The organism is Rhodoblastus sp., assembly GCF_019449565.1.
Taxonomy (GTDB): Bacteria; Pseudomonadota; Alphaproteobacteria; order Rhizobiales; family Beijerinckiaceae; genus Rhodoblastus.
Genome location: NZ_JAGRPM010000070.1, coordinates 1 through 20,611, shown reverse-complemented (window position 1 = coordinate 20,611; position 20,611 = coordinate 1). Strand labels below are relative to the sequence as shown.

17 protein-coding genes and 2 riboswitches are annotated in these 20,611 nt (G+C 61.4%); of the genes, 7 read left to right on the top strand and 10 right to left on the bottom strand.

The window, feature by feature from the left end:
* Nucleotides 1–9 precede the first annotated feature (9 nt).
* Together QZ409_RS16045 and QZ409_RS16040 are read right to left on the bottom strand one after the other, a co-directional pair.
* On the bottom strand, nucleotides 10–3,774 hold the full coding sequence (locus QZ409_RS16045; protein ID WP_296713298.1) for a nitrate reductase subunit alpha: 3,765 nt from the start codon (nucleotides 3,772–3,774) through the stop codon (nucleotides 10–12).
* A gap of 33 nt (nucleotides 3,775–3,807) precedes the next feature.
* Entirely contained in the window at nucleotides 3,808–6,549 is a 2,742-nt protein-coding gene (locus tag QZ409_RS16040; protein WP_296713297.1) for an MFS transporter, read from the bottom strand.
* Between the two features lie 255 nt (nucleotides 6,550–6,804).
* On the opposite strand from QZ409_RS16040, the gene QZ409_RS16035 reads away from it, so the two are divergent.
* Entirely contained in the window at nucleotides 6,805–7,506 is a 702-nt protein-coding gene (locus QZ409_RS16035) for a helix-turn-helix domain-containing protein (RefSeq protein WP_296713295.1), read from the top strand.
* Nucleotides 7,507–7,676: 170 nt separating this feature from the next.
* Here the strand turns inward: QZ409_RS16035 and bluB are convergent, their stop codons facing one another.
* Together bluB and QZ409_RS16025 are read right to left on the bottom strand one after the other, a co-directional pair.
* Complete coding sequence (gene bluB / locus QZ409_RS16030) at nucleotides 7,677–8,426, bottom strand: 5,6-dimethylbenzimidazole synthase (protein WP_296713293.1); 750 nt, start codon at nucleotides 8,424–8,426, stop codon at nucleotides 7,677–7,679.
* A gap of 43 nt (nucleotides 8,427–8,469) precedes the next feature.
* Nucleotides 8,470–8,658: riboswitch (cobalamin riboswitch) on the bottom strand.
* 52 nt (nucleotides 8,659–8,710) lie between these two features.
* A complete protein-coding gene (locus QZ409_RS16025; protein WP_296713291.1) occupies nucleotides 8,711–9,733 on the bottom strand; it encodes an FAD-dependent oxidoreductase in 1,023 nt (340 codons plus the stop codon).
* A 67-nt stretch (nucleotides 9,734–9,800) separates the two neighbouring features.
* Nucleotides 9,801–9,920, bottom strand: a riboswitch (TPP riboswitch).
* A 176-nt stretch (nucleotides 9,921–10,096) separates the two neighbouring features.
* Here QZ409_RS16025 and QZ409_RS16020 point away from each other — a divergent pair.
* Nucleotides 10,097–11,251, top strand: coding sequence for an NnrS family protein (locus QZ409_RS16020; protein WP_296713290.1), 1,155 nt, complete (start codon nucleotides 10,097–10,099; stop codon nucleotides 11,249–11,251).
* Here QZ409_RS16020 and QZ409_RS16015 read toward each other — a convergent pair.
* From QZ409_RS16015 to QZ409_RS16005, 3 genes are read right to left on the bottom strand one after another with little or no spacing between them, the layout of a single operon-like run.
* On the bottom strand, nucleotides 11,241–12,158 hold the full coding sequence (locus QZ409_RS16015) for a U32 family peptidase (RefSeq protein ID WP_296713288.1): 918 nt from the start codon (nucleotides 12,156–12,158) through the stop codon (nucleotides 11,241–11,243). The genes QZ409_RS16020 and QZ409_RS16015 overlap by 11 nt on opposite strands.
* A gap of 27 nt (nucleotides 12,159–12,185) precedes the next feature.
* Nucleotides 12,186–13,184, bottom strand: coding sequence for a peptidase U32 family protein (locus QZ409_RS16010; protein ID WP_296713286.1), 999 nt, complete (start codon nucleotides 13,182–13,184; stop codon nucleotides 12,186–12,188).
* Nucleotides 13,181–13,747: an SCP2 sterol-binding domain-containing protein gene (locus tag QZ409_RS16005; RefSeq protein ID WP_296713285.1), complete on the bottom strand. Its 567-nt coding sequence runs from the start codon at nucleotides 13,745–13,747 to the stop codon at nucleotides 13,181–13,183. Before QZ409_RS16005 ends, QZ409_RS16010 begins: the two co-directional genes overlap by 4 nt.
* Before the next feature lie 73 nt (nucleotides 13,748–13,820).
* On the opposite strand from QZ409_RS16005, the gene QZ409_RS16000 reads away from it, so the two are divergent.
* From QZ409_RS16000 to QZ409_RS15990, 3 genes are read left to right on the top strand one after another with little or no spacing between them, the layout of a single operon-like run.
* Nucleotides 13,821–15,341, top strand: coding sequence for a UbiD family decarboxylase (locus tag QZ409_RS16000; protein ID WP_296713283.1), 1,521 nt, complete (start codon nucleotides 13,821–13,823; stop codon nucleotides 15,339–15,341).
* Nucleotides 15,338–16,012 (top strand): UbiX family flavin prenyltransferase, encoded by a 675-nt coding sequence (locus tag QZ409_RS15995; protein ID WP_296713280.1) that lies wholly within the window; start codon nucleotides 15,338–15,340, stop codon nucleotides 16,010–16,012. Before QZ409_RS16000 ends, QZ409_RS15995 begins: the two co-directional genes overlap by 4 nt.
* Nucleotides 16,009–16,311 carry a hypothetical protein gene (locus QZ409_RS15990; protein WP_296713278.1) on the top strand — a complete coding sequence of 101 codons (303 nt, stop codon included), beginning with the start codon at nucleotides 16,009–16,011 and terminating at the stop codon, nucleotides 16,309–16,311. The genes QZ409_RS15995 and QZ409_RS15990 overlap by 4 nt, the downstream gene beginning before the upstream one ends.
* 4 nt (nucleotides 16,312–16,315) lie before the next feature.
* Here QZ409_RS15990 and QZ409_RS15985 read toward each other — a convergent pair whose 3' ends face one another.
* The 3 genes from QZ409_RS15985 to ytfE form a co-directional block, all read right to left on the bottom strand.
* Entirely contained in the window at nucleotides 16,316–16,462 is a 147-nt protein-coding gene (locus QZ409_RS15985) for a hypothetical protein (RefSeq protein ID WP_296713276.1), read from the bottom strand.
* An 84-nt stretch (nucleotides 16,463–16,546) separates the two neighbouring features.
* Complete coding sequence (locus tag QZ409_RS15980) at nucleotides 16,547–17,278, bottom strand: helix-turn-helix domain-containing protein (protein ID WP_296713273.1); 732 nt, start codon at nucleotides 17,276–17,278, stop codon at nucleotides 16,547–16,549.
* A gap of 287 nt (nucleotides 17,279–17,565) precedes the next feature.
* Nucleotides 17,566–18,555 carry an iron-sulfur cluster repair protein YtfE gene (ytfE, locus tag QZ409_RS15975; protein ID WP_296713271.1) on the bottom strand — a complete coding sequence of 330 codons (990 nt, stop codon included), beginning with the start codon at nucleotides 18,553–18,555 and terminating at the stop codon, nucleotides 17,566–17,568.
* Between ytfE and metB the strand changes: the two genes are divergently transcribed.
* Together metB and QZ409_RS15965 are read left to right on the top strand one after the other, a co-directional pair.
* On the top strand, nucleotides 18,515–19,699 hold the full coding sequence (gene metB / locus QZ409_RS15970) for a cystathionine gamma-synthase (RefSeq protein ID WP_296713268.1): 1,185 nt from the start codon (nucleotides 18,515–18,517) through the stop codon (nucleotides 19,697–19,699). The genes ytfE and metB overlap by 41 nt on opposite strands.
* A 653-nt stretch (nucleotides 19,700–20,352) precedes the next feature.
* Nucleotides 20,353–20,478 carry a hypothetical protein gene (locus QZ409_RS15965; RefSeq protein WP_296713265.1) on the top strand — a complete coding sequence of 42 codons (126 nt, stop codon included), beginning with the start codon at nucleotides 20,353–20,355 and terminating at the stop codon, nucleotides 20,476–20,478.
* Nucleotides 20,479–20,611: the final 133 nt, after the last annotated feature.

Here is a 20,611-nt window from a genome sequence, read left to right as displayed (position 1 = left end):
AACTTCTCCCTATTCCGCCGCAGTGGTGAGCGGACCGCGCGATGCGCCATGTTTGCTTTCGTCGAACGGCTTTTCGAGCCAATCGACCTTCGACAATTTGCGGATGATGACAAATTCGTCGCGGTTGGTGCCGATGGTGCCGTAATAGTTGAAACCATAGGCCTGCTGGGCGTAGCCGCCGATCATATGGGTCGGGTTGAGCACCACGCGCGTCACCGAATTATGGATGCCGCCGCGCCGTCCCGTGGTCTCCGAACCCGGCACGTTCACGATCTTTTCCTGCGCGTGATACATCAGGCACATGCCCTGCTTTACACGCTGCGACACCACCGCGCGGGCGACCAGAGCGCCGTTGGAATTATAGGCTTCGATCCAGTCATTATCGACCAGCCCGGCCTGTTTGGCGTCGACCTCGCTGATCCAGACGATCGGCCCGCCGCGCGACAAGGTGAGCATCAGCAGATTGTCGGTATAGGTCGAGTGGATGCCCCATTTCTGGTGCGGCGTGATGAAGTTCAGGACGATCTGCTTCTCGCCATTGGGGTGCTTGTCGATCACCGGTTTTATCGCGCGCGTGTCGATCGGCGGGCGATAGACGCAAAGGCCGGCGCCGAAGGCGCGCATCCACAGATGATCCTGATAGAGCTGCTGGCGCCCGGTCAGCGTGCGCCACGGGATCAGCTCATGCACATTGGTGTAGCCGGCATTGTAGCAGACATGCTCGCTTTCGAGCCCCGACCAGGTCGGCGCCGAAATGATTTTTCTCGGCTGTGCGACAATGTCGCGGAAGCGGATTTTCTCGTCTTCCTTCGGCAAGGCGAGATGGGCGTGTTCGAGGCCCGTCGCCTTGGACAGCGCCTCCCACGCGCGCACCGCGACCTCGCCATTGGTCTCCGGCGCCAGCATAAGTATGACTTCAGCTGCGTCGATGGCGGTGTTGATTTTCGCCAGTCCCTTCGCGGCGCCGTCCTCGAGAACCACGCCGTTGAGATGTTTTAAGTGCTCGACCTCCTCGCCCGTCTCCCAGGAGATGCCCTTCACATTATTGCCGACCTTGTCCATCAACGGGCCGAGCGAGGTGAAACGCTGGTAGATATTGGGATAGTCGCGCTCGACGACCGTCACCGCCGGCATGGTCTTGCCGGGAAGCGCGGCGCACTCGCCCTTCTTCCAATCCTTGACATCGAGCGCCTGCGCGATCTCGCCGGGGGAATCGTGCATGATCGGCGTCAACACGATGTCCTTCTCGACGCCGAGCACTTCGGGCGCGACCTTTGAAAAGGCCTTGGCGATGCCTTTGTAGATTTCCCAGTCCGAGCGCGACTCCCACGCCGGATCCACCGCCGCGCCGAGCGGATGGATGAAGGGATGCATGTCCGAGGTGTTGAGATCGTCCTTCTCGTACCAGGTGGCGGTCGGCAGCACGATGTCGGAATAGACGCAGGTCGTGGACATGCGGAAATCCAGCGTCACCAACAGGTCGAGCTTGCCTTCCGGCGCCTGCTCGCGCCAGGCGACTTCTTGCGGCTTGGCGCGGCCCTCCTCGCCGAGATTCTTGCCCAGCACGCCATGCGAAGTGCCTAGCAGGTGCTTGAGGAAATATTCGTGGCCCTTGCCCGACGAGCCGAGCAGATTGGAGCGCCAGACGAACAGGTTGCGCGGCCAGTTTTTCGGATTGTCCGGGTCCTCGCAGGACATTTTCAACTCGCCGGAAACGAGCCCCTGCGCGACATAATCCTTCGGCTCCAGACCCTTCTCCGCCGCCTTGGCGGCGAGGGTGAGAGGGTTCTGTTCGAGCTGCGGCGCGGACGGCAGCCAGCCCATGCGCTCAGCGCGCACGTTATAGTCGATCAGGGCGCCATCCCACGGGCCGGCGGGCGCCGTCGGCGAAAGGATGTCCTTCGGGTTGACCGTTTCGTAGCGCCATTGATCGGTATGGGCGTAGAAGAAGGATGTGCCGTTCTGCTGACGCGGCGGGCGGCCCCAATCCAGCGCAAAGGCGAGCGGCGCCCATCCGGCCTGTGGTCGCAGTTTTTCCTGCCCGACATAATGCGCCCAGCCACCGCCCGACTGGCCGACGCAGCCGCACATGACCAGCATGTTGATCACGCCGCGATAATTCATGTCGCAGTGGAACCAATGGTTCATGCCCGCGCCGATGATCACCATGGAGCGGCCGTTGGTCTTCTCGGCGTTCAGCGCGAACTCATGCGCGACTTGAACGATCTTGTCGCGGGACACGCCCGTAATCGCTTCAGCCCAGGCCGGCGTATAGGGAATGTTCTGGTCGAAATTGCTGGCGACATTGTCGCCGCCAAAACCTCTGTCGAGACCGTAATTGGCGAGGAAGAGATCATAGACCGAAGCGACCAGAACCTCGCCCTCGGCGGACTTCAGTCGCGTCGCGGGAATACGCCGCTCCAATATGCTGGCGTGATCGGAACTGGCGAAATGTTCGTGGACGATATTGCCGAAATAGGGAAAGGCGACATCCGCCAGTTCATGCTGTCGATCCTTCAAGGACAGCATCAGATCGACAGGCGTCCCGTCCGAGCTTTTGGCTTCGAGATTCCACTTGCCTTTTTCGCCCCAGCGGAACCCCACGGAGCCGTTGGGCGCCACCAGTTCGCCGCTCTTGGCGTCGAAGGCGAGCGTCTTCCATTCGGCGTTGTTGGTCTCGTTCAGCGCCCCGTCCAAATCGGAAGCGCGGAGAAAGCGGTCAGGGATGAGACGCCCGTCTTTTTCGACCAGCCGCACCAACATCGGCATGTCGGTGTAGCGCTTGCAATAATCGACGAAATAATCGACCTGCCGATCGATATGGAACTGACGCAGGATGACATGGCCAAAGGCCATGGCCAGGGCGGAATCGGTCCCTTGTTTCACCGAGACCCAGATATCGGCGAATTTCGCGGCTTCGGAATAGTCCGGGCAGATCACCGCGCTTTTGGCGCCGCGATAGCGGGCTTCGGTGTAGAAATGTGCATCCGGCGTGCGGGTCTGCGGTACGTTGGAGCCCCAGAGCAGCAGGAAGCCGGAATTATACCAATCCGCCGATTCCGCCACATCGGTCTGCTCGCCCCAGGTTTGCGGCGAGGATGGCGGCAGGTCGCAATACCAGTCGTAGAAAGAGAGACATGCGCCGCCGATGAGCGACAGGTAGCGCGCGCCGGCCGCATAGGAGACCATCGACATGGCCGGGATCGGCGAAAAGCCGATAACGCGATCCGGGCCGTGCTTCTTCACGGTATAAGCGTTGGCGGCGGCGATGATCTCGTTGACCTCGTCCCAGCTGGCGCGGATGAAGCCGCCGTGACCGCGCTTCGTCGTGTAGGACTCGCGCTTGGCCGGATCCTCGACGATCGACGCCCACGCCGCGACCGGCGGCTGAACTTTCCGCGCCTCACGCCATAATTTAACGAGGCGCGAGCGCACGAGAGGATATTTCACGCGGTTGGCGGAATAGAGATACCAACTGTAACTGGCGCCGCGCGGGCAGCCGCGCGGTTCGTGATTGGGCAGTTCCGGGCGTGTGCGCGGATAGTCGGTCTGCTGCGTCTCCCAGGTGACGATGCCGCCCTTGACGTAGATTTTCCACGAACACGAGCCGGTGCAGTTCACGCCATGGGTCGAGCGCACGATCTTGTCGTGCTGCCAGCGCTTCCTGTAGCCGTCTTCCCAGCTGCGGTCCTCATTGGTGGTGACGCCATGCCCATTCGAGAAAGGCTGTGGCGCCCTCTGGAAAAAGGTCAGACGGTCGAGAAAGTGGCTCATCGCTCAAGCTCCAGATCTGGATTCGCGTTTTGATTATTCTGCTGGCGTCGGCGCGGCCGCCCGACGTCCCTCGACGTCGTGGAGCAACGCGCCCTTGCGGGTGTAGACCGCCCAGGTGACCACGACGCAGATGACGTAGAATCCACAGAAGGCCCAGAGCGCGCCGCTCACCCCGCCGGTGAGCGAGATCGACGTGCCGTAGGATTTCGGGATGAAGAAGGCGCCATAGGCGGCGATCGCCGAGGTGAAGCCGGTGATCGCGGCGGATTCCTTCTCCGCCTGGCGCGTGCGCTGGGCGGCGTCCATCTGCGGCTCCAGCCGCGCAATCTCCTTGCGCATGATGTTGGGGATCATCTGGAAGGTCGAGGCGTTGCCGATCCCGGTCATCAGGAACAGGAACAGGAAGCTGGCGAAGAAGCCCCAGAATGCGCCCGGCTGGTCCTTGACCCCGATGAACCAGATCACGCCAAGCACGCCCAGGATCATGCCGAGGAACACGCCGAGCGTGACCCGCCCGCCGCCCCAGCGATCGGCGACCCAGCCCGTTCCCGAACGCGCCAGCGCGCCGACCAGCGGGCCGAGGAAGGCGTAGGCCAGCGCGTCGACCTGCGGGAACAGGATCTTGCTCAGCAGCGGGAAGCCCGCCGAAAAGCCGATGAACGAGCCGAAGGTGCCGGTATAGAGGACGCACATGATCCAGTTGTGGCGGCGAGTGAAGATCACCGACTGTTCGGCGAAACTGGCCTTGGCCGAGGCGATGTCGTTCATGCCGAACCAGGCGGCGAAAGCCGACAGAGCGATGAAGGGCACGAAGATGAAGGCGGCGTTCTGGAGCCAGAGCTGGGTCGCCTTGTCCGCCGCGCCGACCACCTGCGGCGCGCCGCCAAGCGAACCGAACACGCCATAGGCGATGATCAGCGGCGCGACGAACTGCACCGCGCTGACGCCGAGATTGCCGAGGCCCGCATTGAGCGCCAGCGCATTGCCCTTTTCCGCCTTGGGGAAGAAGAAGGAGATGTTGGCCATCGAAGAGGCGAAATTGCCGCCGCCGAAGCCGCACAGCAAAGCCAGGATCAACAGCACGACATAAGGCGTGTCGGGGTTCTGCACGGCGTAGCCGATGCCGATCGCCGGGATCAGCAGAGACCAGGTCGCCAGCGTCGTCCACAGCCTGCCGCCGAAGACCGGCACCATGAAGGAATAGAAGATGCGCAGGGTCGCGCCGCTCAAGCCCGGCAAAGCGGCCAACCAGAACAATTGATCGGTCGAGAATTTGAAGCCGACCAAAGGCAGTTTCGCCACGACCACCGACCAGACCTGCCAGATGGCGAAGGACAGGAACAAAGAGGGGATCGACAGCCACAAATTCTTGCGCGCGATCGCCTTGCCGGTCTGGTCCCAAAAGCTCTTGTCTTCCGGGCGCCAATCCTGCAGCACCGCGCCGGACAAGGCGCCGACATGCGCAGGCGTGTGGACCTCCTGCATTTCGGGAAGCTGCGGCAGCCGTTGCAGTTCGACGGCGCTCGCGGCGCCGCGCTCCATGGCGCGGATCGAGAAATGCATCCAGACCAGCGCGCCCGAGACGAGCAAGAACAGCAGCATGAAACAGCTGGTCCACAGGCCCGTCAGGTCGAACAAGGCGCCGAAGGCGATGGGCAGCACGAAGCCGCCAAGGCCGCCGATCATGCCGACCAAGCCGCCGACCGCGCCGACATTTTTGGGATAATATACCGGGATGTGCTTGTAGACCGCAGCCTTGCCCAGCGCCATGAAAAAGCCGAGCACGAAGATCGTCACGATGAAGCCAGGCAGGCCCATCGCGAGATGGAAGGCCTTGTCGCCCTGCGCCGTATGGACGATGTAGTCCGTCGGCGGATAGGACAGAATGAAGGTGCAAAGCACGCCGACCATAAAGGTCCAGTACATCACCGTGCGCGCGCCATAGCGGTCGGAAAGATGGCCGCCATAAGCGCGGAACAGGCTGGCGGGCAGCGAGAACATCGCCGCGGTCATGCCGGCCGTCTTCAGATCGACGTCATAGACCTTGATCAGATATTGCGGCAGCCATAGCGACAGCGCGACAAAGGCGCCGAAGACGAAGAAATAATACAGCGCGAAACGCCAGACCTGGACATTCTTCAGCGGCTCCATTTCCAGCCAGGCGCTCGGCGGCTTTACGCCGGTGCGGCGACGCTCGGCCACCACCGGATCTTCGCTGGTGGTGAACCAGAACACGACCGCCATCAAGGCCAGGGCCGCCGCCCAGACTTCGGCGACGCCCTTCCAGCCGAACGCGATCATCACGAAGGGCGCGCAGAACTTGGTGACCGCCGCGCCGACATTGCCGGCGCCGAAAATGCCGAGCGCCGTGCCTTGCTTGCCGGATTCATACCAGCGCGAGACATAGGCGATGCCGACGGCGAAAGAGCCGCCCGCAATGCCGACGCCAAGCGCCGCCAGCAGGAATTGCGGATAGGTTTGCGCGTAAGTCAGCAGGAAAGTCGCCAGCGCCGCAGCGAGCATGACGACGGTGAAAACCCGCCGCCCGCCATATTGGTCGGTCCAGACGCCGAGCGCCAGGCGGATCAGCGAGCCGGTGAGGATCGGCGTGCCGACCAGCAGACCGAATTGCGTCTCGTTGAGGCCGAGGTCTTTCTTGATCTGGATGCCGATGATGGCGAAAATCGTCCAGACCGCAAAACAGAGGGTGAAAGCGATGGTCGAAATCCAAAGCGCCCGGCTTTGATCTCCGCGTTTGATTGCAGTCTCGGACATTTTCAATCCCGCATTTTGTCGATGACGGTAATGCCTTCGATAATGTGGGAAAATTGCATTCCATCGAACGGGTCGCCTTGACTGCGATCAACTGGATGATTGGAAAAAAACGAAATAAATCGCATGACGATATCGGTCAGGCCAGCCCTTATCTATTCATTGGGCACAGACGTTAAATTGCAAACCGCCGCTTGATAAAAATCAAGAACGCTCGAGCTCAACCCTTGTATTACTTACGAAATGGATATCGACCGAATGCTGCACGAAAAGGATACATCCAAGCTTGCCAAACTCGCGATCTTTTCGGGATGCCGGAAAGAAACGCTCACGCTTTTGCTTCAAGGCGCCTTCCTGCAAAAGATACCAGCGCGAGTGGAGCTTGCACGCGAGGGCGAAAATGCCGATTTTCTGCATGTGATCATCAGCGGCACTGTCGAGCTTTACGCTACTTGTCGTGACCGCGAAACAACCATAGCGGTAATCGGGGCGCCCCACACGTTTATCGTTGCGGCCGTCGTCCTGGACCGTTTCTATCTCAAATCCGCGCGAGTGCTCCAACCGGCGAAAATTCTGATGATTCCTGCGTTGGCCGTCCGCAAAGCGATGAAAGAAGACACGGCTTTCGCGGTTGCGATCGCCACCGAACTCGCCATCGCCTATCGCAACCTCGCCGAGGACCTGAAGAATCAAAAATTGCGGTCCGGTTTGGAGCGGTTGGCCAACTGGCTTGTGTTGCGCGACAGGGAGACCGGCGAAACGCACCGTTTCGTCATTCCCTTCGAGAAAAAAGTCCTGGCGGCGCGTCTAGGGATGACTCCGGAAGCACTCTCGCGCGGCTTTGCCGCGCTTGCCGCATACAAAGTGGCGATCACAGGCTCGGAAGTTGCGATTCATGATCCCGAAAGCCTTACGCTCCTGGCCAAACCCGACCCGCTGATCGACGATTCGCATATCTGAATTCGTCGCTCCGAAGGCCTGGTCTTGAAACGCATCCATGCGCGACCGATCGCGAAGGGGCTCATGACATTCCCGCGAGACTTGAGAGTGCGAAACGGCGCGGAGGCGCCGCGCCGAACGATCTCACCGGGACATGCCAATCACACGGCGGAGACGTTGGGTCCTTTCGCTCACAAACCAAAATCGCCATCATCATTCGCCGCACGAACCACATCGCGCAAATGGCCCAGCAATTCCGGTTCGGCGTCGAGCTCGCCCCATTGTTCGAAATGTATGAGCGACTCCAGCGGCAGCCGTCGCCGCCATCCAGCCGCCTCCAGTTCCGGTCGCGGATGATAGCCTTTGACTTTGCCGACACAGAGATAAGCGACGGGCACGATGCGCTTGGGAATGTTGAGAATGCGCTGAACGGTCCCATTGTCGAATATGCTCACCCAGCCAACGCCGAGCCCCTCCGCGCGCGCCGCGAGCCAGAAATTTTGCGCGGCGCAAACGGAGCTGAAGAGGTCCATGGCGCGAATATGAGTCCGCCCGATCACGGCCGGCCCCGCCCGGTCGCGATCGCAGGTGACGCAGATATTGATCGGCGCCTCCATGATCCCCTCGAGTTTCAACGACCGGTAGACGTCGCGTTTGTCCTCGGGAAACATCAGGGCCGCCTCGCCGTGCGCCTTCAAGAAAGCGTCGTGGACGCGGCGCCGAATTTTTTCATCGCGGATGACGACGAAGCTCCAGGGCTGCATATATCCGACCGATGGCGCATGATGCGCCGCGAGCAGAAGCCGGCTGAGCGTTTGGTCGGGAACCGGATCCGGCAGGAATTCGCTTCTGGTGTCGCGCCTTGTCAGGATCGCGCGATAAAGCCCGGCGCGTTCGGCGTCAGGCAAAGGCAGGGCTGGCAGCAAAGCAGAATCGTCCATCGTCATTCCCCTTGATGGCGCTTTCGTCGCGCTGTCCATGCGCGACGAAAAATGTCCTGCCGGCCGGTCTTCTGACTGGGCTCATCCCGACGAAACGCCTTCCCGGCAAGGCCAGTGGCTTGTGTTTCGTCAGTCCCCCTCACAGCGCTGGGCGCGTCGCGGAATTTCACCGCGTTCCCGATTCTCCCGCACGATTTTTCTCCGCGCGGACACCGGCAGGAAAAGGCTCAATATCAAGTCTTCGGCCAGCCGCCAATGCGGCGGATTAGCGTCATTTTGGCGTGTTATCGAGAGGCCGCCTCCGAAAGATTTTCCATAACGGCGCTTCGCATGACCTCCGGCGCCGTAGTCCCCTTGAACACAAAATCGGCTGTCCGCCGCGCGAGCGAGGGCGCGAGCAGAAACCCATGCCGGAACAAGCCATTTATGAAGATCACGCGGTCCTGAACGATGATCCGCGGCAGGTTGTCGTGAAAAGCCGGACGAAGATCCGACCCCATTTCGGCGATCTCTGCCTCTGCGAAGGCAGGGTGAATCGCATAGGCTGAATTCGCCAGTTCAACGATAGAGCGGACGGTGACGCGGGCGCGCTCCTCATTCTCGATCATGGTCGCGCCGATCATGACGCGATGTTCATCGCGCGGGACGACATAGACCGGGTGGCGCGGATGCAGCAGCCGGATCGGACGCGAAAACGAGAGGTCGGGAGCATTGAGAACGAGCATTTCGCCTTTCACGCCGCGAAGGCCGGCAAGCTTCCCGCGCGCCGCGTAGCCGGTGCAGTCAATAGTCCATTCCGCCTCGCCCTCCGCCTCAGCCGAATCGAAACCGAGACGCAGACGCACGTTCGCCATAGCCGTCAGGCGTCGCGCGAGCGTGTCGAGAGCGACGCGCGGGTCGAGATGCGCTTCGCGCGGAAAATAAAGCGCGCGCGAAAACCGCCCGGCGAGGTCGGGCTCCAGCTCCGCGATGCGATTGGCTCCGATCTCCTCGAATTCCTGGGTCCGCCGGGTAAAGAGGCGCAGTTCGGCCTGGTCGCGGGGCGTCGCGACGACAAGGCTGCCCCGCGCCAGAGCGACCGGAATTGTGCGCGTCCAATAGACGAGCGCCTCCATGCCCAGCCGGGCGACCAAGGGCTCGGCCGATTCGAGCTCGCACCAAGGCGCCACCATGCCGCCGGCATACCATGAGCAGCCCCGTCCCGGCGCTTCCGCGCGTTCGATGATTTCTACCAGCGCGCCGCGCCGCGCGAATTCATAGGCGGCGGTCAATCCAGCGACGCCGGCCCCGATTATTCTTACGCGCATGCGAACGCCCTTTCCGCCGGAAGCGATCAGACATGCGCAAGGTTATGGGGGAAGGCGCGCCAAGAAACGGAGCAGCGTTCGCCATCCCTCCGCCAGCATGAACTGGATCAGGTTCTCAGGATCGCCGCGCCGCGCTCACGCGCCAGCAGCCTCTCAGCTTCTTGCCGAAGCTCTCCTTGGCCATGCGGATATTAGCGAAAGGCGAGGCGGCGGCGTCAAGAATGGAAATGCGTCCCACGATCCGGAATCGCCAGCGTGTTTGCGCCAGAACAAACAACGCCGCCGCCGGATGGCGCCATTCGGCCAAAATCCCCTGAAGCGACAGCGCGTCATCGTCCGCTTGCATTGTAGGACCTTCTGGAAATGACCGCACTTCGCGCCACGCTCCCCGCAGGCCGGACGCCGCCCTTCGTTCCGTTCTTCGCCTTGGCGGCCCTGGACGCCATATTCGGCGGCGGCGCCTGGCTTTTGACGTTTACGGGCGCCGAAGCGCCCCAAATTCCGTTCTCCGACTTCGCCAATTGGCATTCGCGCGAAATGCTGTTTGGCTATCTCGCCGCAGCGCTCTCCGGCTTTTTTCTCACCGCTCTCCCCCGCTGGACCGGTCGGCCCGTCCCGCTCTGGAGCGTTCGCGCGATTCTGGCCATGTGGCTCGCCGCGCGCGTCGCGCCATTGCCGCCAAATCCTTTCGCTGTCATTGCGGCGGCGCCCGGCATTGCCCTGGCCGTCACGGCGGCGTTCCAGGTCGGCGCGGCAAGAGATGTACGCAACGCCAAGACCGTCGCCTTGTTGGGATTATATGCCGGTGCGGGCGCTTGCTGCGCCGGCGCCGCCGCCGGTCCAGCGAGGGACCTGGCGATGCGGCTGGCTATCGCCGCGATGATCGGGCTGGTCATGATCGTCGGCGGACGCGTTCTGCCGGCGCTGACGATCCGCTACGACGCCCTGTGCGGCGAAGCGCCGCTTCCTCACGTCGCCCGAACGATCGAGCGTTTCTCCGCCGCATGGGCGGCGGCGGCGCTGGTCAGTTGGCTGGTCATCCCAGATGGCGGAGCGCTCGCCATCGTGCTTGGCTGCGCGGCCATCGGTCAAATCTTGCGCATGGCCGGCTGGCTCGGACGGCGTACTGCATCATCGCCACCGCTACGCATCCTTTACATCGCATATGCGTCAATCCCGGCCGGCTTCGCGCTCCTGGCGGCCCACGCGTTTGCGCCGGAACTGATTCCCGAGAGCGCCGGCTTTCATATGTGGATGGTTGGAAGCTTCGGCGGCATGACGCTGGCGATCATGTCGAGCATGATCCGCAAGCGAAATAATCTCGCCTTTACAACGTCCCGCGCGGGCGCCGCGACGGCGCTGTTCTGGCTCGCCGCCACACTCTGCCGGATTGCCGCCGCTTTCGTTCCATCGCCGGCCGGCTGGCTTATCGCCGCCGCTATCGCCTGGGCGGCGGCGTTCGGACTGTTCCTGTTTGATTTCCGCGCGGCGCTGTTGCGCGGGCTTTTCACGCGCTAGGGAAGAATGCGGCGCCGCAATCACCGAACAGAAAGCCGTTGGAAAATTCCGCCTCCGGGGCCGCCTGACGTAGAAGGGCCAATCCGTCTTCCGGCGAAATCTCGCCGCTGGCCGTGGCGGCGAAGGCGCGCGTGACCGCGACGAAATCGCCGCTGTGCGGTGAAAGGCGCAGCGACTTCACGCCTGCTTGCGCCAGCCGGTCGAGATCGCCGATCAGATTCCCATATTTGTGCGACAGGGTCTGGACGCCATTAACCGCCAGGAATTCGGCGCCTTCGAGTGTGCGCACGGCGAGTCCGTCCAGATCCTTTTCGCAGACGAACCGGCAGGAGTCCTTGCTCAGCCCGTGCGCGCGGGCATGGTAGCAGCGGCCCGAAATGGCGAGAGGAATGCGGCCATAGGCCCACACTTCCACTGCGGCGCCGTTCACATTCGCCGCCGCGACCAAGACCTCGACCGAGGCAAAAGGCAGCTCCGGCGGCAGACAGAATCGTCTCGCTCCTTGCCTTGCGAGAAAGCCGAGCGTCGCTTCGTTATAGACATTGACCAGCGGCCCGATCGAGAACGACGTTTCCGGTCGCACAAAATTCATCAGGGTCAGGTCGTCGATCTCGACTTCGTGCTGCGTCTGCTCGAACAATTCGCGCGCGGCGCGTCTCTCGCGGTCCAACGTGACGAGCGCCAGCGAAGCGAGGACGACGCTCTTACCGCCGCGCTCAAGCCGTTCGATCGCCGCCGGAATGCGATCCGCATAGAAAGGCTCCCGCTTCGAGCAGACGCTTTCACCGATCACCACGCGATCGACCGGCGCCTCGTCGGCGATGCGCGCGTAAAAATCAGCGAAGGCCGCCGCCGACCAGTTGAATTGCAGCGGTCCCAGCGTCGATTCGAATCTTTTTGTCGTCACGAATCCAGTCCTCGTCTCCAGCCCCGCTCATCGCCAGGTCTTGCGATAGGCGCCGGAAGTGGTTTGTTGTCCTTCCGTCAGTTCGCGCAATTCGCCGGCGGCGATGGGCCGACCGGCGGCATAGGCGTCGAGCGCCCTGCGAAAACTTCGAACAACGGCCTCGGTATAGGCCCGGCTTCTTTGGCGTCCTTCGATCTTCAGCGCGGTGACGCCAGCCTCCGCCAATTGCGGAATGAGCGAAGCCGCATCGAGGCTGACCGGGTCTTCAAAGACGTGGCCTTTATAGTCTCCGGCCTGGAAACATCCCTTGCACAGGGTTGGATAAGGCGCAGCTTCCGCCGCCGAAACGCGGTGAATGGCGAAGCCGCCGAGACGAGAAACCAGTTCGTCGCCCTCCTGGCGATATTCGACATGACTGGCCGGAGAACAGGCGCCATTCATGTTGGGCGATTTTCCGGTGGCGTAGGACGACAGGGAACAGCGCCCCTCAGCCATCACGCAGAGGCCGCCGAAAACGAAAACCTCGGTTTCGACATCGATCTCACGATTGATCGCCGCGATTTCCTGCACCGTCAACACACGCGGCAGCACCACGCGTCTGGCGCCAAACACGCGCGCGTAAAATGCAATCGCATCGGCATTCGCCGCAGCCGCCTGGACGGAAACATGCAGCCTCAACCCGGGGTGGCGCCGCGCTGCGTCATCGAGCAGGCCGAGATCGGCGAGGATGACAGCGTCGGCGCCCAGACGGGCGGCGTCGTCCACCGCCTTGCTCCACCGCCAGAAGGCGCCGGCGCGCGGAAAAGTGTTGATGGCGATCAGCACCTTTGCGTCATGCTGATGCGCATATTTTATCGCGGCCGCCATTTCCTCACGCGAAAAATTCAGGCCCGGGAAATTGCGGGCGTTGGTCTCATCGTTGAAGCCGCAATAGACGGCGTGGGCGCCGGCATTGATCGCCGCGCGAAAAGCGGCTGGCGTTCCGGCGGGGCAGATGAGTTCGAGGTCCTTCGCGCGCGCGCTCATTCCGACCGCTCATTTTCGGCGCGCGTCAAAGCGACGCCGCTCCAGCCGCCCACAAACGCAGCCAGTCTGCGCACGGGACGGGACGCTAAAAGCTCCAGCGGCCCGAACAGAGCGGCCGCCTCGCCCGCCAGATCGATCTCTTCATTATCGATGGCGTTGCGCAGGGCGAGCACCGCCTCCGTATCGCCCTCGATGATCAAATCGCGGGAAAAAAACAGGGCGTCGCCGTCATAGGCGCCATGCACGAGGCCGAGCAATCCGGCGAACGATCCAGCGATACGCGCGTCCCAGGAGCCAATGTCGTCGCGGCGCAGGGCTTCGAGCCGGGGCGCCTGGGGCTGCGGGGCGAGCAGGAAAACAAAAGGCAAATCGGTCGGATCGATCAGAAAGCTTTTGCCGGCCTGCTCGCCAAGACGCGCGAACAACGAGGGATGGCGCCGGCCAAGGCTTTTGGCGAGACGCGCGCCAGCCAGCGACAAGGGCGCAAGTGGCGCGAAGCGCAGCGCAGCCGCGCCGGCCGCCGGGAAACGAGGAATGATTCTGGCGTTCGACATGAAGACCATAAATCAGACGCCGTTTCGGGGCGCATTAACTCCGGTCAAGGCGTCGACGCTTCTTTTGAGGCAGGAGAACGCCATGACCTTTCGAGATCTGCCCGTCTTTCGCGATTTGCGCTCCTTCGCCCGGTTCCTCGAACAGGGAAAATCTCTCGCCCGCATCAGCGAACCGGTCAGTCTCGTCCACGAAATGACCGAAATTCATCGCCGCGTCCTTGCCGCCGGCGGACCGGCGCTCTGGTTCGACAAGGCCACTTCCCACCGTGGCGCGGCCTCGATGCCGGTCATCGCCAATCTATTCGGAACGCCCGAGCGAGTCGCCGCCGGCTTCGGCGTCCGACTTTCGCGCATCCGCGAATTGGGCGAATTGCTGGCCGCTTTGCGCGAGCCCGCGCCGGTCGATGGCCTGAAGGACGCCATGAACCGCTGGCCAATGTTGCGCGCGGCTCTGACGACGCGCCCGCAAAATGTCGCCCGGCCCGAGTGCCAATCACAGAGCTGGCTGGGCGGCGACGTCGATCTTGGAAACCTGCCGATCCAGACCTGTTGGCCCGGCGAACCCGCGCCGCTCATCACATGGCCGCTTGTCATCACCCGACCGCCGGATAGCGACGCCGAAGAAACGGCCCGGATGAACCTTGGCGTCTATCGGATGCAGGCGCTGGGCAAGGACCGCGCCATATTGCGTTGGCTGGCGCATCGCGGCGGCGCGGCTCATCATCGCGCCTGGAGCCGGCGCGGCGAGGACATGCCCGTCGCGGTCGCGATCGGAGCCGATCCGGCGACCATTCTCTCGGCGGTTCTACCACTGCCCGAAACGATTTCGGAATTGCGTTTTTCAGGCGTGTTGCGTGGGGAACGGCCTCGCGTCGCCCAGGCGCTGACCATTCCCATGCTGGTTCCCGCCGATGCGGAAATCATACTGGAAGGTTTCGTTTCCGCGACCGAGACCGCGCCGGAAGGGCCTTATGGCGACCACACAGGCTATTACAATTGCGTCGAATCCTTTCCCGTGATGCGGATCACCGCAATCACCATGCGGCGCGATCCAATTTACCTGACCACTTTCACAGGCCGGCCGCCCGACGAGCCTTCTGTGATCGGCGCCGTTCTCAACGATCTCGCATTGCCGACCATGCGGCGGCAGATCCCGGAAATCGCCGATGTTTGGCTGCCGCCCGAAGCCTGCTCCTATCGCATGGCGATCGTCTCGATCCGCAAATCCTATCCGGGCCAGGCCCGGCGGGTGATGATGGGCTTGTGGGGCATGTTGCCTCAATTCAATTATACCAAGACGATGATCGTGGTCGACGAGGACATCGACGTCCGCAACTGGACCGACGTGGCATGGGCGTTGGCGACCCGCATGGACCCGTCGCGCGATCTCGCGATTCTTTCGGGCACGCCAATCGACTATCTCGATTTTGCGTCGCCCGATCCCGGATTAGGCGGCAAGTTGGGTATTGACGCGACCAACAAGATCGGCGCTGAAACGCGCCGTGAATGGGGCAAGACGCTATCGATGTCGGAGGAGGTCCAGCGACGCGTGGACGCCCTATGGCCATGCATCGCAGCGAGATTCGCGAAAGGGTTGGCATGATGAAGCCGCATGTCGTGGTCGGGCTCAGCGGCGCTTCCGGCGCCGCGATTGGTTTACGCATCGTCGAAATTCTCGGCGATCTCGGCGCCGAAATTCATCTCGTGGTTTCGCGCGCCGCCGAGCGGACATTGCTGGAAGAAGTTGGCCCTGACGCCATGTCGCATCTGCGCGCCTGCGCGCATTATTGGCACGGCGTCGACGATATCGGCGCCAGCATCGCCTCGGGCTCTTTTCCAACGCGGGGCATGATCGTCGCGCCCTGTTCGATGCGGACCTTGGCGGCGATCGCGCATTGTCAGGCCGACAATCTGCTGGTTCGCGCCGCCGACGTCCATTTGAAGGAGCGTCGTCCGCTGGTGCTTGTGGCCAGGGAGACTCCTCTGCATCTAGGCCATTTGCGCGCGATGGCAGCCACGACCGAAGCGGGCGCGATCGTGATGCCGCCGGCTCCGGCATTTTACCTGAAGCCGGCCAGCGTCGCCGAGATCGTCGACCAGATCGCGAGGCGCGCCATCGACCTCTTGCGCTTGTTCGAACCGGTCGCGTCTCAATGGCGCGGACCTGCGGAACAACGTGACGCAAACCCTTTTCTTGTCGCCTCGACGCCATCGTTCGATTCAGCGAAAGTTGATGCGATCAAGCGAGTCATTCCACAGGAACGCAAAGAATGAGGCCCGAGCGGCGGCTCTCCGGCATTCGGGTCCGGAACGAGGCGTTTGTCAGAATCGAGGCGCTTTTCCAGGCCCGCGAAGGTGAAAATCTTTGGCGCGCGCAGATAAGGCCGGCTGAAATGGTCCAGGTCGGCGACCGCCTCCGCTTTGGCGACTCCTCGGAGAACCTGGCCTGTTTTCTCGGCTTTCTCGACGCCGAAATTGTCGAAAAAAACAGCGACACTGTCCTGCTGTCCTTTCACTTCACCGGCGCAGCCCTCGACGAAGCGCTCGACCGACTGGCCGAACCGCCGCCTTGAGATGTCACGACGTCGGTGTGGTCAATCGTTGCAACTCCGGAAGCTGTAAACTTGCTACATCTGCCGTAACGACGTGGATTTTCTTAAGCGTATAGGTCTTGCCGTCGACCGCGAATTCGATTTTATCGCCAATGCGCACGGCCTCGATCAATGAGCCTGGATCGACATCACTTTTTCCATTTGAGCCCCCACCGTGACGCCCGGAGATCCGACCTGGAAGAGGACTTTAACAATACTATTCCTTTGGATCGTAAAAAGGCGGCTCGGGCTTGGCCAATCGATCCAGCGCCGCCGGATCGCGAATTTCGACGGCCGCACGTCGCACATGGACATCGTATTTGCCGAGCGTCGCCAGCCCCCGCGAAAGCACTTCCGGAACCATGCCGAGTCGCGCGGCCAGAGTTCTTTTGTCAAAGGGAATGGCGAAGTGGTGACGCCCACCGGTTTCTTGGTCTCGATCCAACATCCAGTTCGCTAATCGTTCGACGGCGGAAAGAAGCGTCTGCCGCCTGAGTTCGCTCGTAACCACGCGATAAGAATGCGCCAGTTCAATCGCCATTTTTCTGGAAAACAACTCGTCGTGATCAAACGCCTCGCGCACGCAATCGGCCGGGATCATCAGAATCTCGGCTGGCTCAAGCACGCGCGCCGATGTCAAATGGAATCGATTCGTAATAACCGCCGCGACGACGAAAGCGTGCGGCGGCTCGATCACGGCAAATTCTGTCTCCTGATTTCGATAGCGCGAGAAAAGCTCAATTGAGCCGCCGATCACGACATGAAGAAAATCAGCAGGGGTTCCTTCGAGCGCAATGATTGCGCGAGACGAGAATTTTTGCCTGACGCTGCGTTGCAACATCAGTTCGATCGTCGATTGCCGACACCCATCCCAAAGCGGATGATTCGCCAACTCACTGGCTTCTCGCGAGGGCGTCAGTCGAGAACATTCTGATTGAAGCGCCAGCACTTCTCACGCTCCCAATGCATTCGGCCCATGCGAGCCATATGTCCGCCGGCAATCACACGGGATCGGCGGCCGATTCGCGCGCCTGTAAGCTCGATCGCAACTGGACCGTATTCATCATCCCGCTTCGCCCGCATCGGGCATTGACTTTGGTTAGCTTCGACGCGGATGTTTCGCGAATTCTCGCCAAACATCGATGATCGACGTCTGATATCTTTGGATATGTTTTTTGGCGCCGATAAACGCCGCCGCATCGGTGAATTGCGACGGCCTGTTTCGGATCACGACGATCAATCGAGAAAGCGTGGGAACAGGATGTTGTTTTCCATATGGATATGATCGGTCAGGTCGTCGGAAAGTTTGCGCACCCCGTTATATAGCGCTCTCCACGATCCACAGGCGCCTTCGGGCGGCCGCATGTCATAGGTGAGCACAGCAAGCGCCTCCAGGACTTCGCCATGCCCCACATGTTCGGCTTGCATCGCCGCAATCGGCGCACTGACCATAGGATGTCCCGCGAGGATCATCGGAAACAGGATCGCCTCCTCCTTCTGCATGTGCGCGCCCAGGGTTTGGTCCATTTCCGTCAGAAATTCCGCCAGTCCTTTCGGGCACTCTGGATGATCCGCGTGAACTTTTTCGACCCGCCGCGCCAATTGGATGAGCTCCGGAAGCTCACGCCGATGCGTATCGTGATACCGGGAAACGATGTGATCAATAATCGCCTCGGGATCATTGGGCGTTTCAGTTGGTTGCGGTATTAATCCGGCGAGTTGGCGCTCGATAGTGGCAAGATCGGCTCCGCGTCGTTCCACCGCGGCGGCGAGCGAAAACCCGCCGTTGCAGCAATAGTCGAGCTTGTGTTTACGAAAAATGGCGATCGCGCCGGGCAGTTTCACCGCGATCTCTCCAATCGGAGTCGCGCCGAAATTCAACTGCAGCAAGTCCAAATCCGTCATCGTCGGCCTCCTTGCGAACAAAGGAAACTCCCGTCGCATCACCGATCTTCGCACTTCGCCGACACGCCAATCGTTGCGCGTCCGCAAGCTCCCGGCGATTGAACGATCCGTCGTCAGCGCGCTGAGACATTTTTCAGCACGGCGCGATTGTTGGAAAGTGCGCCGCTCCCATGGATTCCACCTGATGGGGGTGGTAAGAGGCGGCGTCCGCGTAAGATAAGGCATCCAGGCTTGCTTCGCGCGCCATGTCAGCTGGATCAGAACAGCAGGCTTAGACGTCATGTCGAATTCAAAAAATCCTGAAACGATCGCGGCGGTCAATGGCGTCGCCGCCGACACTGCATTCGGCGCGGTCACGCCACCGATCATATTGTCCAGCACCTTTGCTTTCGCCGGCTTCGACCAACCGCGCGCCCATGATTATACGCGAGCAGCCAATCCGACGCGTGAAATGCTCGCGGACACGCTCGCCAAACTTGAGGGCGGAGCCGGCGCCATTGTGCTGTCCTCCGGGATGGCGGCTGTCGATCTGGTGTTGTCCCAACTCGCGCGCAGCGATCTGGTCGTCGCGCCCCATGATTGTTATGGCGGCACCTATCGCCTGCTCGCGGCCCGCCGTGACCGGGGACAATTCGATGTCGCCTTCATCGACCAAGGCAATGAGGAAGCACTCGCGGCATCGTTGCGACGCTGTCCGTCCCTGGTGCTGATCGAAACGCCGAGCAATCCTTTGATGCGCGTTGTCGATATCCGCGCGATCGCGACGCGGGCGCATGCGTCCGGCGCAAAAGTCGCCGTCGACAACACATTTCTTTCGCCCGCGTTGCAGCTTCCAATAGCCCTGGGCGCAGACTTCGTCATTCATTCGACCACCAAATATCTCAATGGCCATTCCGATGTCGTCGGCGGCGCGGTCGTCGCAGCGGACAAGGCGGATTTCGAGATTCTTTCGACCTGGGCCAACATTACCGGCGTGACGGGCGCGCCGTTCGACTCCTATTTGACGCTGCGCGGATTGCGCACGCTGTTTCCGCGAATTCGGCAGCAACAGCAAAGCGCCGCCGCCATCGCAAGCTTCCTTGAGCGGCGCCCTGAAGTGAATGTTGTCCACTATCCCGGCCTGGCCTCGCATCCCGGGCACGAAATCGCCAAGGCGCAACAAGCAGGCTTCGGCGCCATGCTCAGCTTTGAACTGGCGGGCGGGTCCGAGGCGGCGCGCCGCTTCGTCGAGGCCGTGGAAGTGTTCACTTTGGCCGAATCTTTGGGCGGCGTTGAAAGCCTTGTCGCGCACCCCGCGACGATGACGCATGTCGGAATGGCCGCGGAGGCGCGCCTCGTCGCGGGCATCGGCGATGGACTGCTGCGACTGTCAGTCGGTCTTGAAGCCGAAGCCGACCTGATCGCCGGCCTCGCAATGGGTTTGGCCGCCGTCGCGGACGGCAAGAAGCAGGAGAGCCGATCATAAACATCGATTGCCTTGCGTAGACACTCTTCGCGGCGAAATGCGTCCGCTCCGATGATCACGCGACGTGAAGTCATTGCGGCACGCACAATATCCTCCCGCTCCGCAGCGGCGGCGCAGTTGCTGCACTAGGCCGCCGCCAGCGTGGCAGGCCGGTTGTGGCGATTACAGCCTCGTCTGCTGGCCATTTTGGCTTACGCGGCATCCGTTCTGCGTACTCCGCTCTTTCCGACCCCGGCTTTACTTGAAATTTCGCCGCAACATATGAAAAAACGCGTCGGAGCTCTCAACAAAAGCTGCGTTGTAAGAAATCCGTAAGCTAGCCGCAATTTTGCGTCGGCCTCGAAAAGAGGTACGACGCAACCTATTGTATTACAAATAATTTTTGCAACGTTTATCATTTGAAAAGTGGCCTTTGGCCAGCCCGGGACGCTTAACTAAAATCAAGCTGCGTTTTTCGCATCGCTTCTATGCTTGAAATGGCGAGCAAAACTGCCGCCGCCGACCATCAACAAACATTGGGGAAACGCGATGAACTGGATTGAACCCGCCTATTGCGACGTTCGCTTGGGATTTGAAGTGACCGCCTACGTCTTCGTGCGTTGATCAATGTTGGAGAGGCTGCGACGCCTCTCCTTCTTCCCCGCGAGGACTGCATGGAACCGGACAAGCCTTTGCGTCTGGAAGACGCCGTCGAACTCAACCCGACGCATCATTTCCGTTGGGAGGAGCCGCAGCAGGCATATGTCCTGCTCTATCCGGAAGGGATCGTGAAATGTTGATTTCCGTTTGGAACTGACCCGGGATTTTCACTGAGAAGTGACCCGCCTTTTTATGTTCCTGCGGTCAGGTTTTGGTCAAGGCATTGGCTTTCTCCTTTCGTCCTTTTGCGGTTGCGGCGCTGGCCTTGAAGCG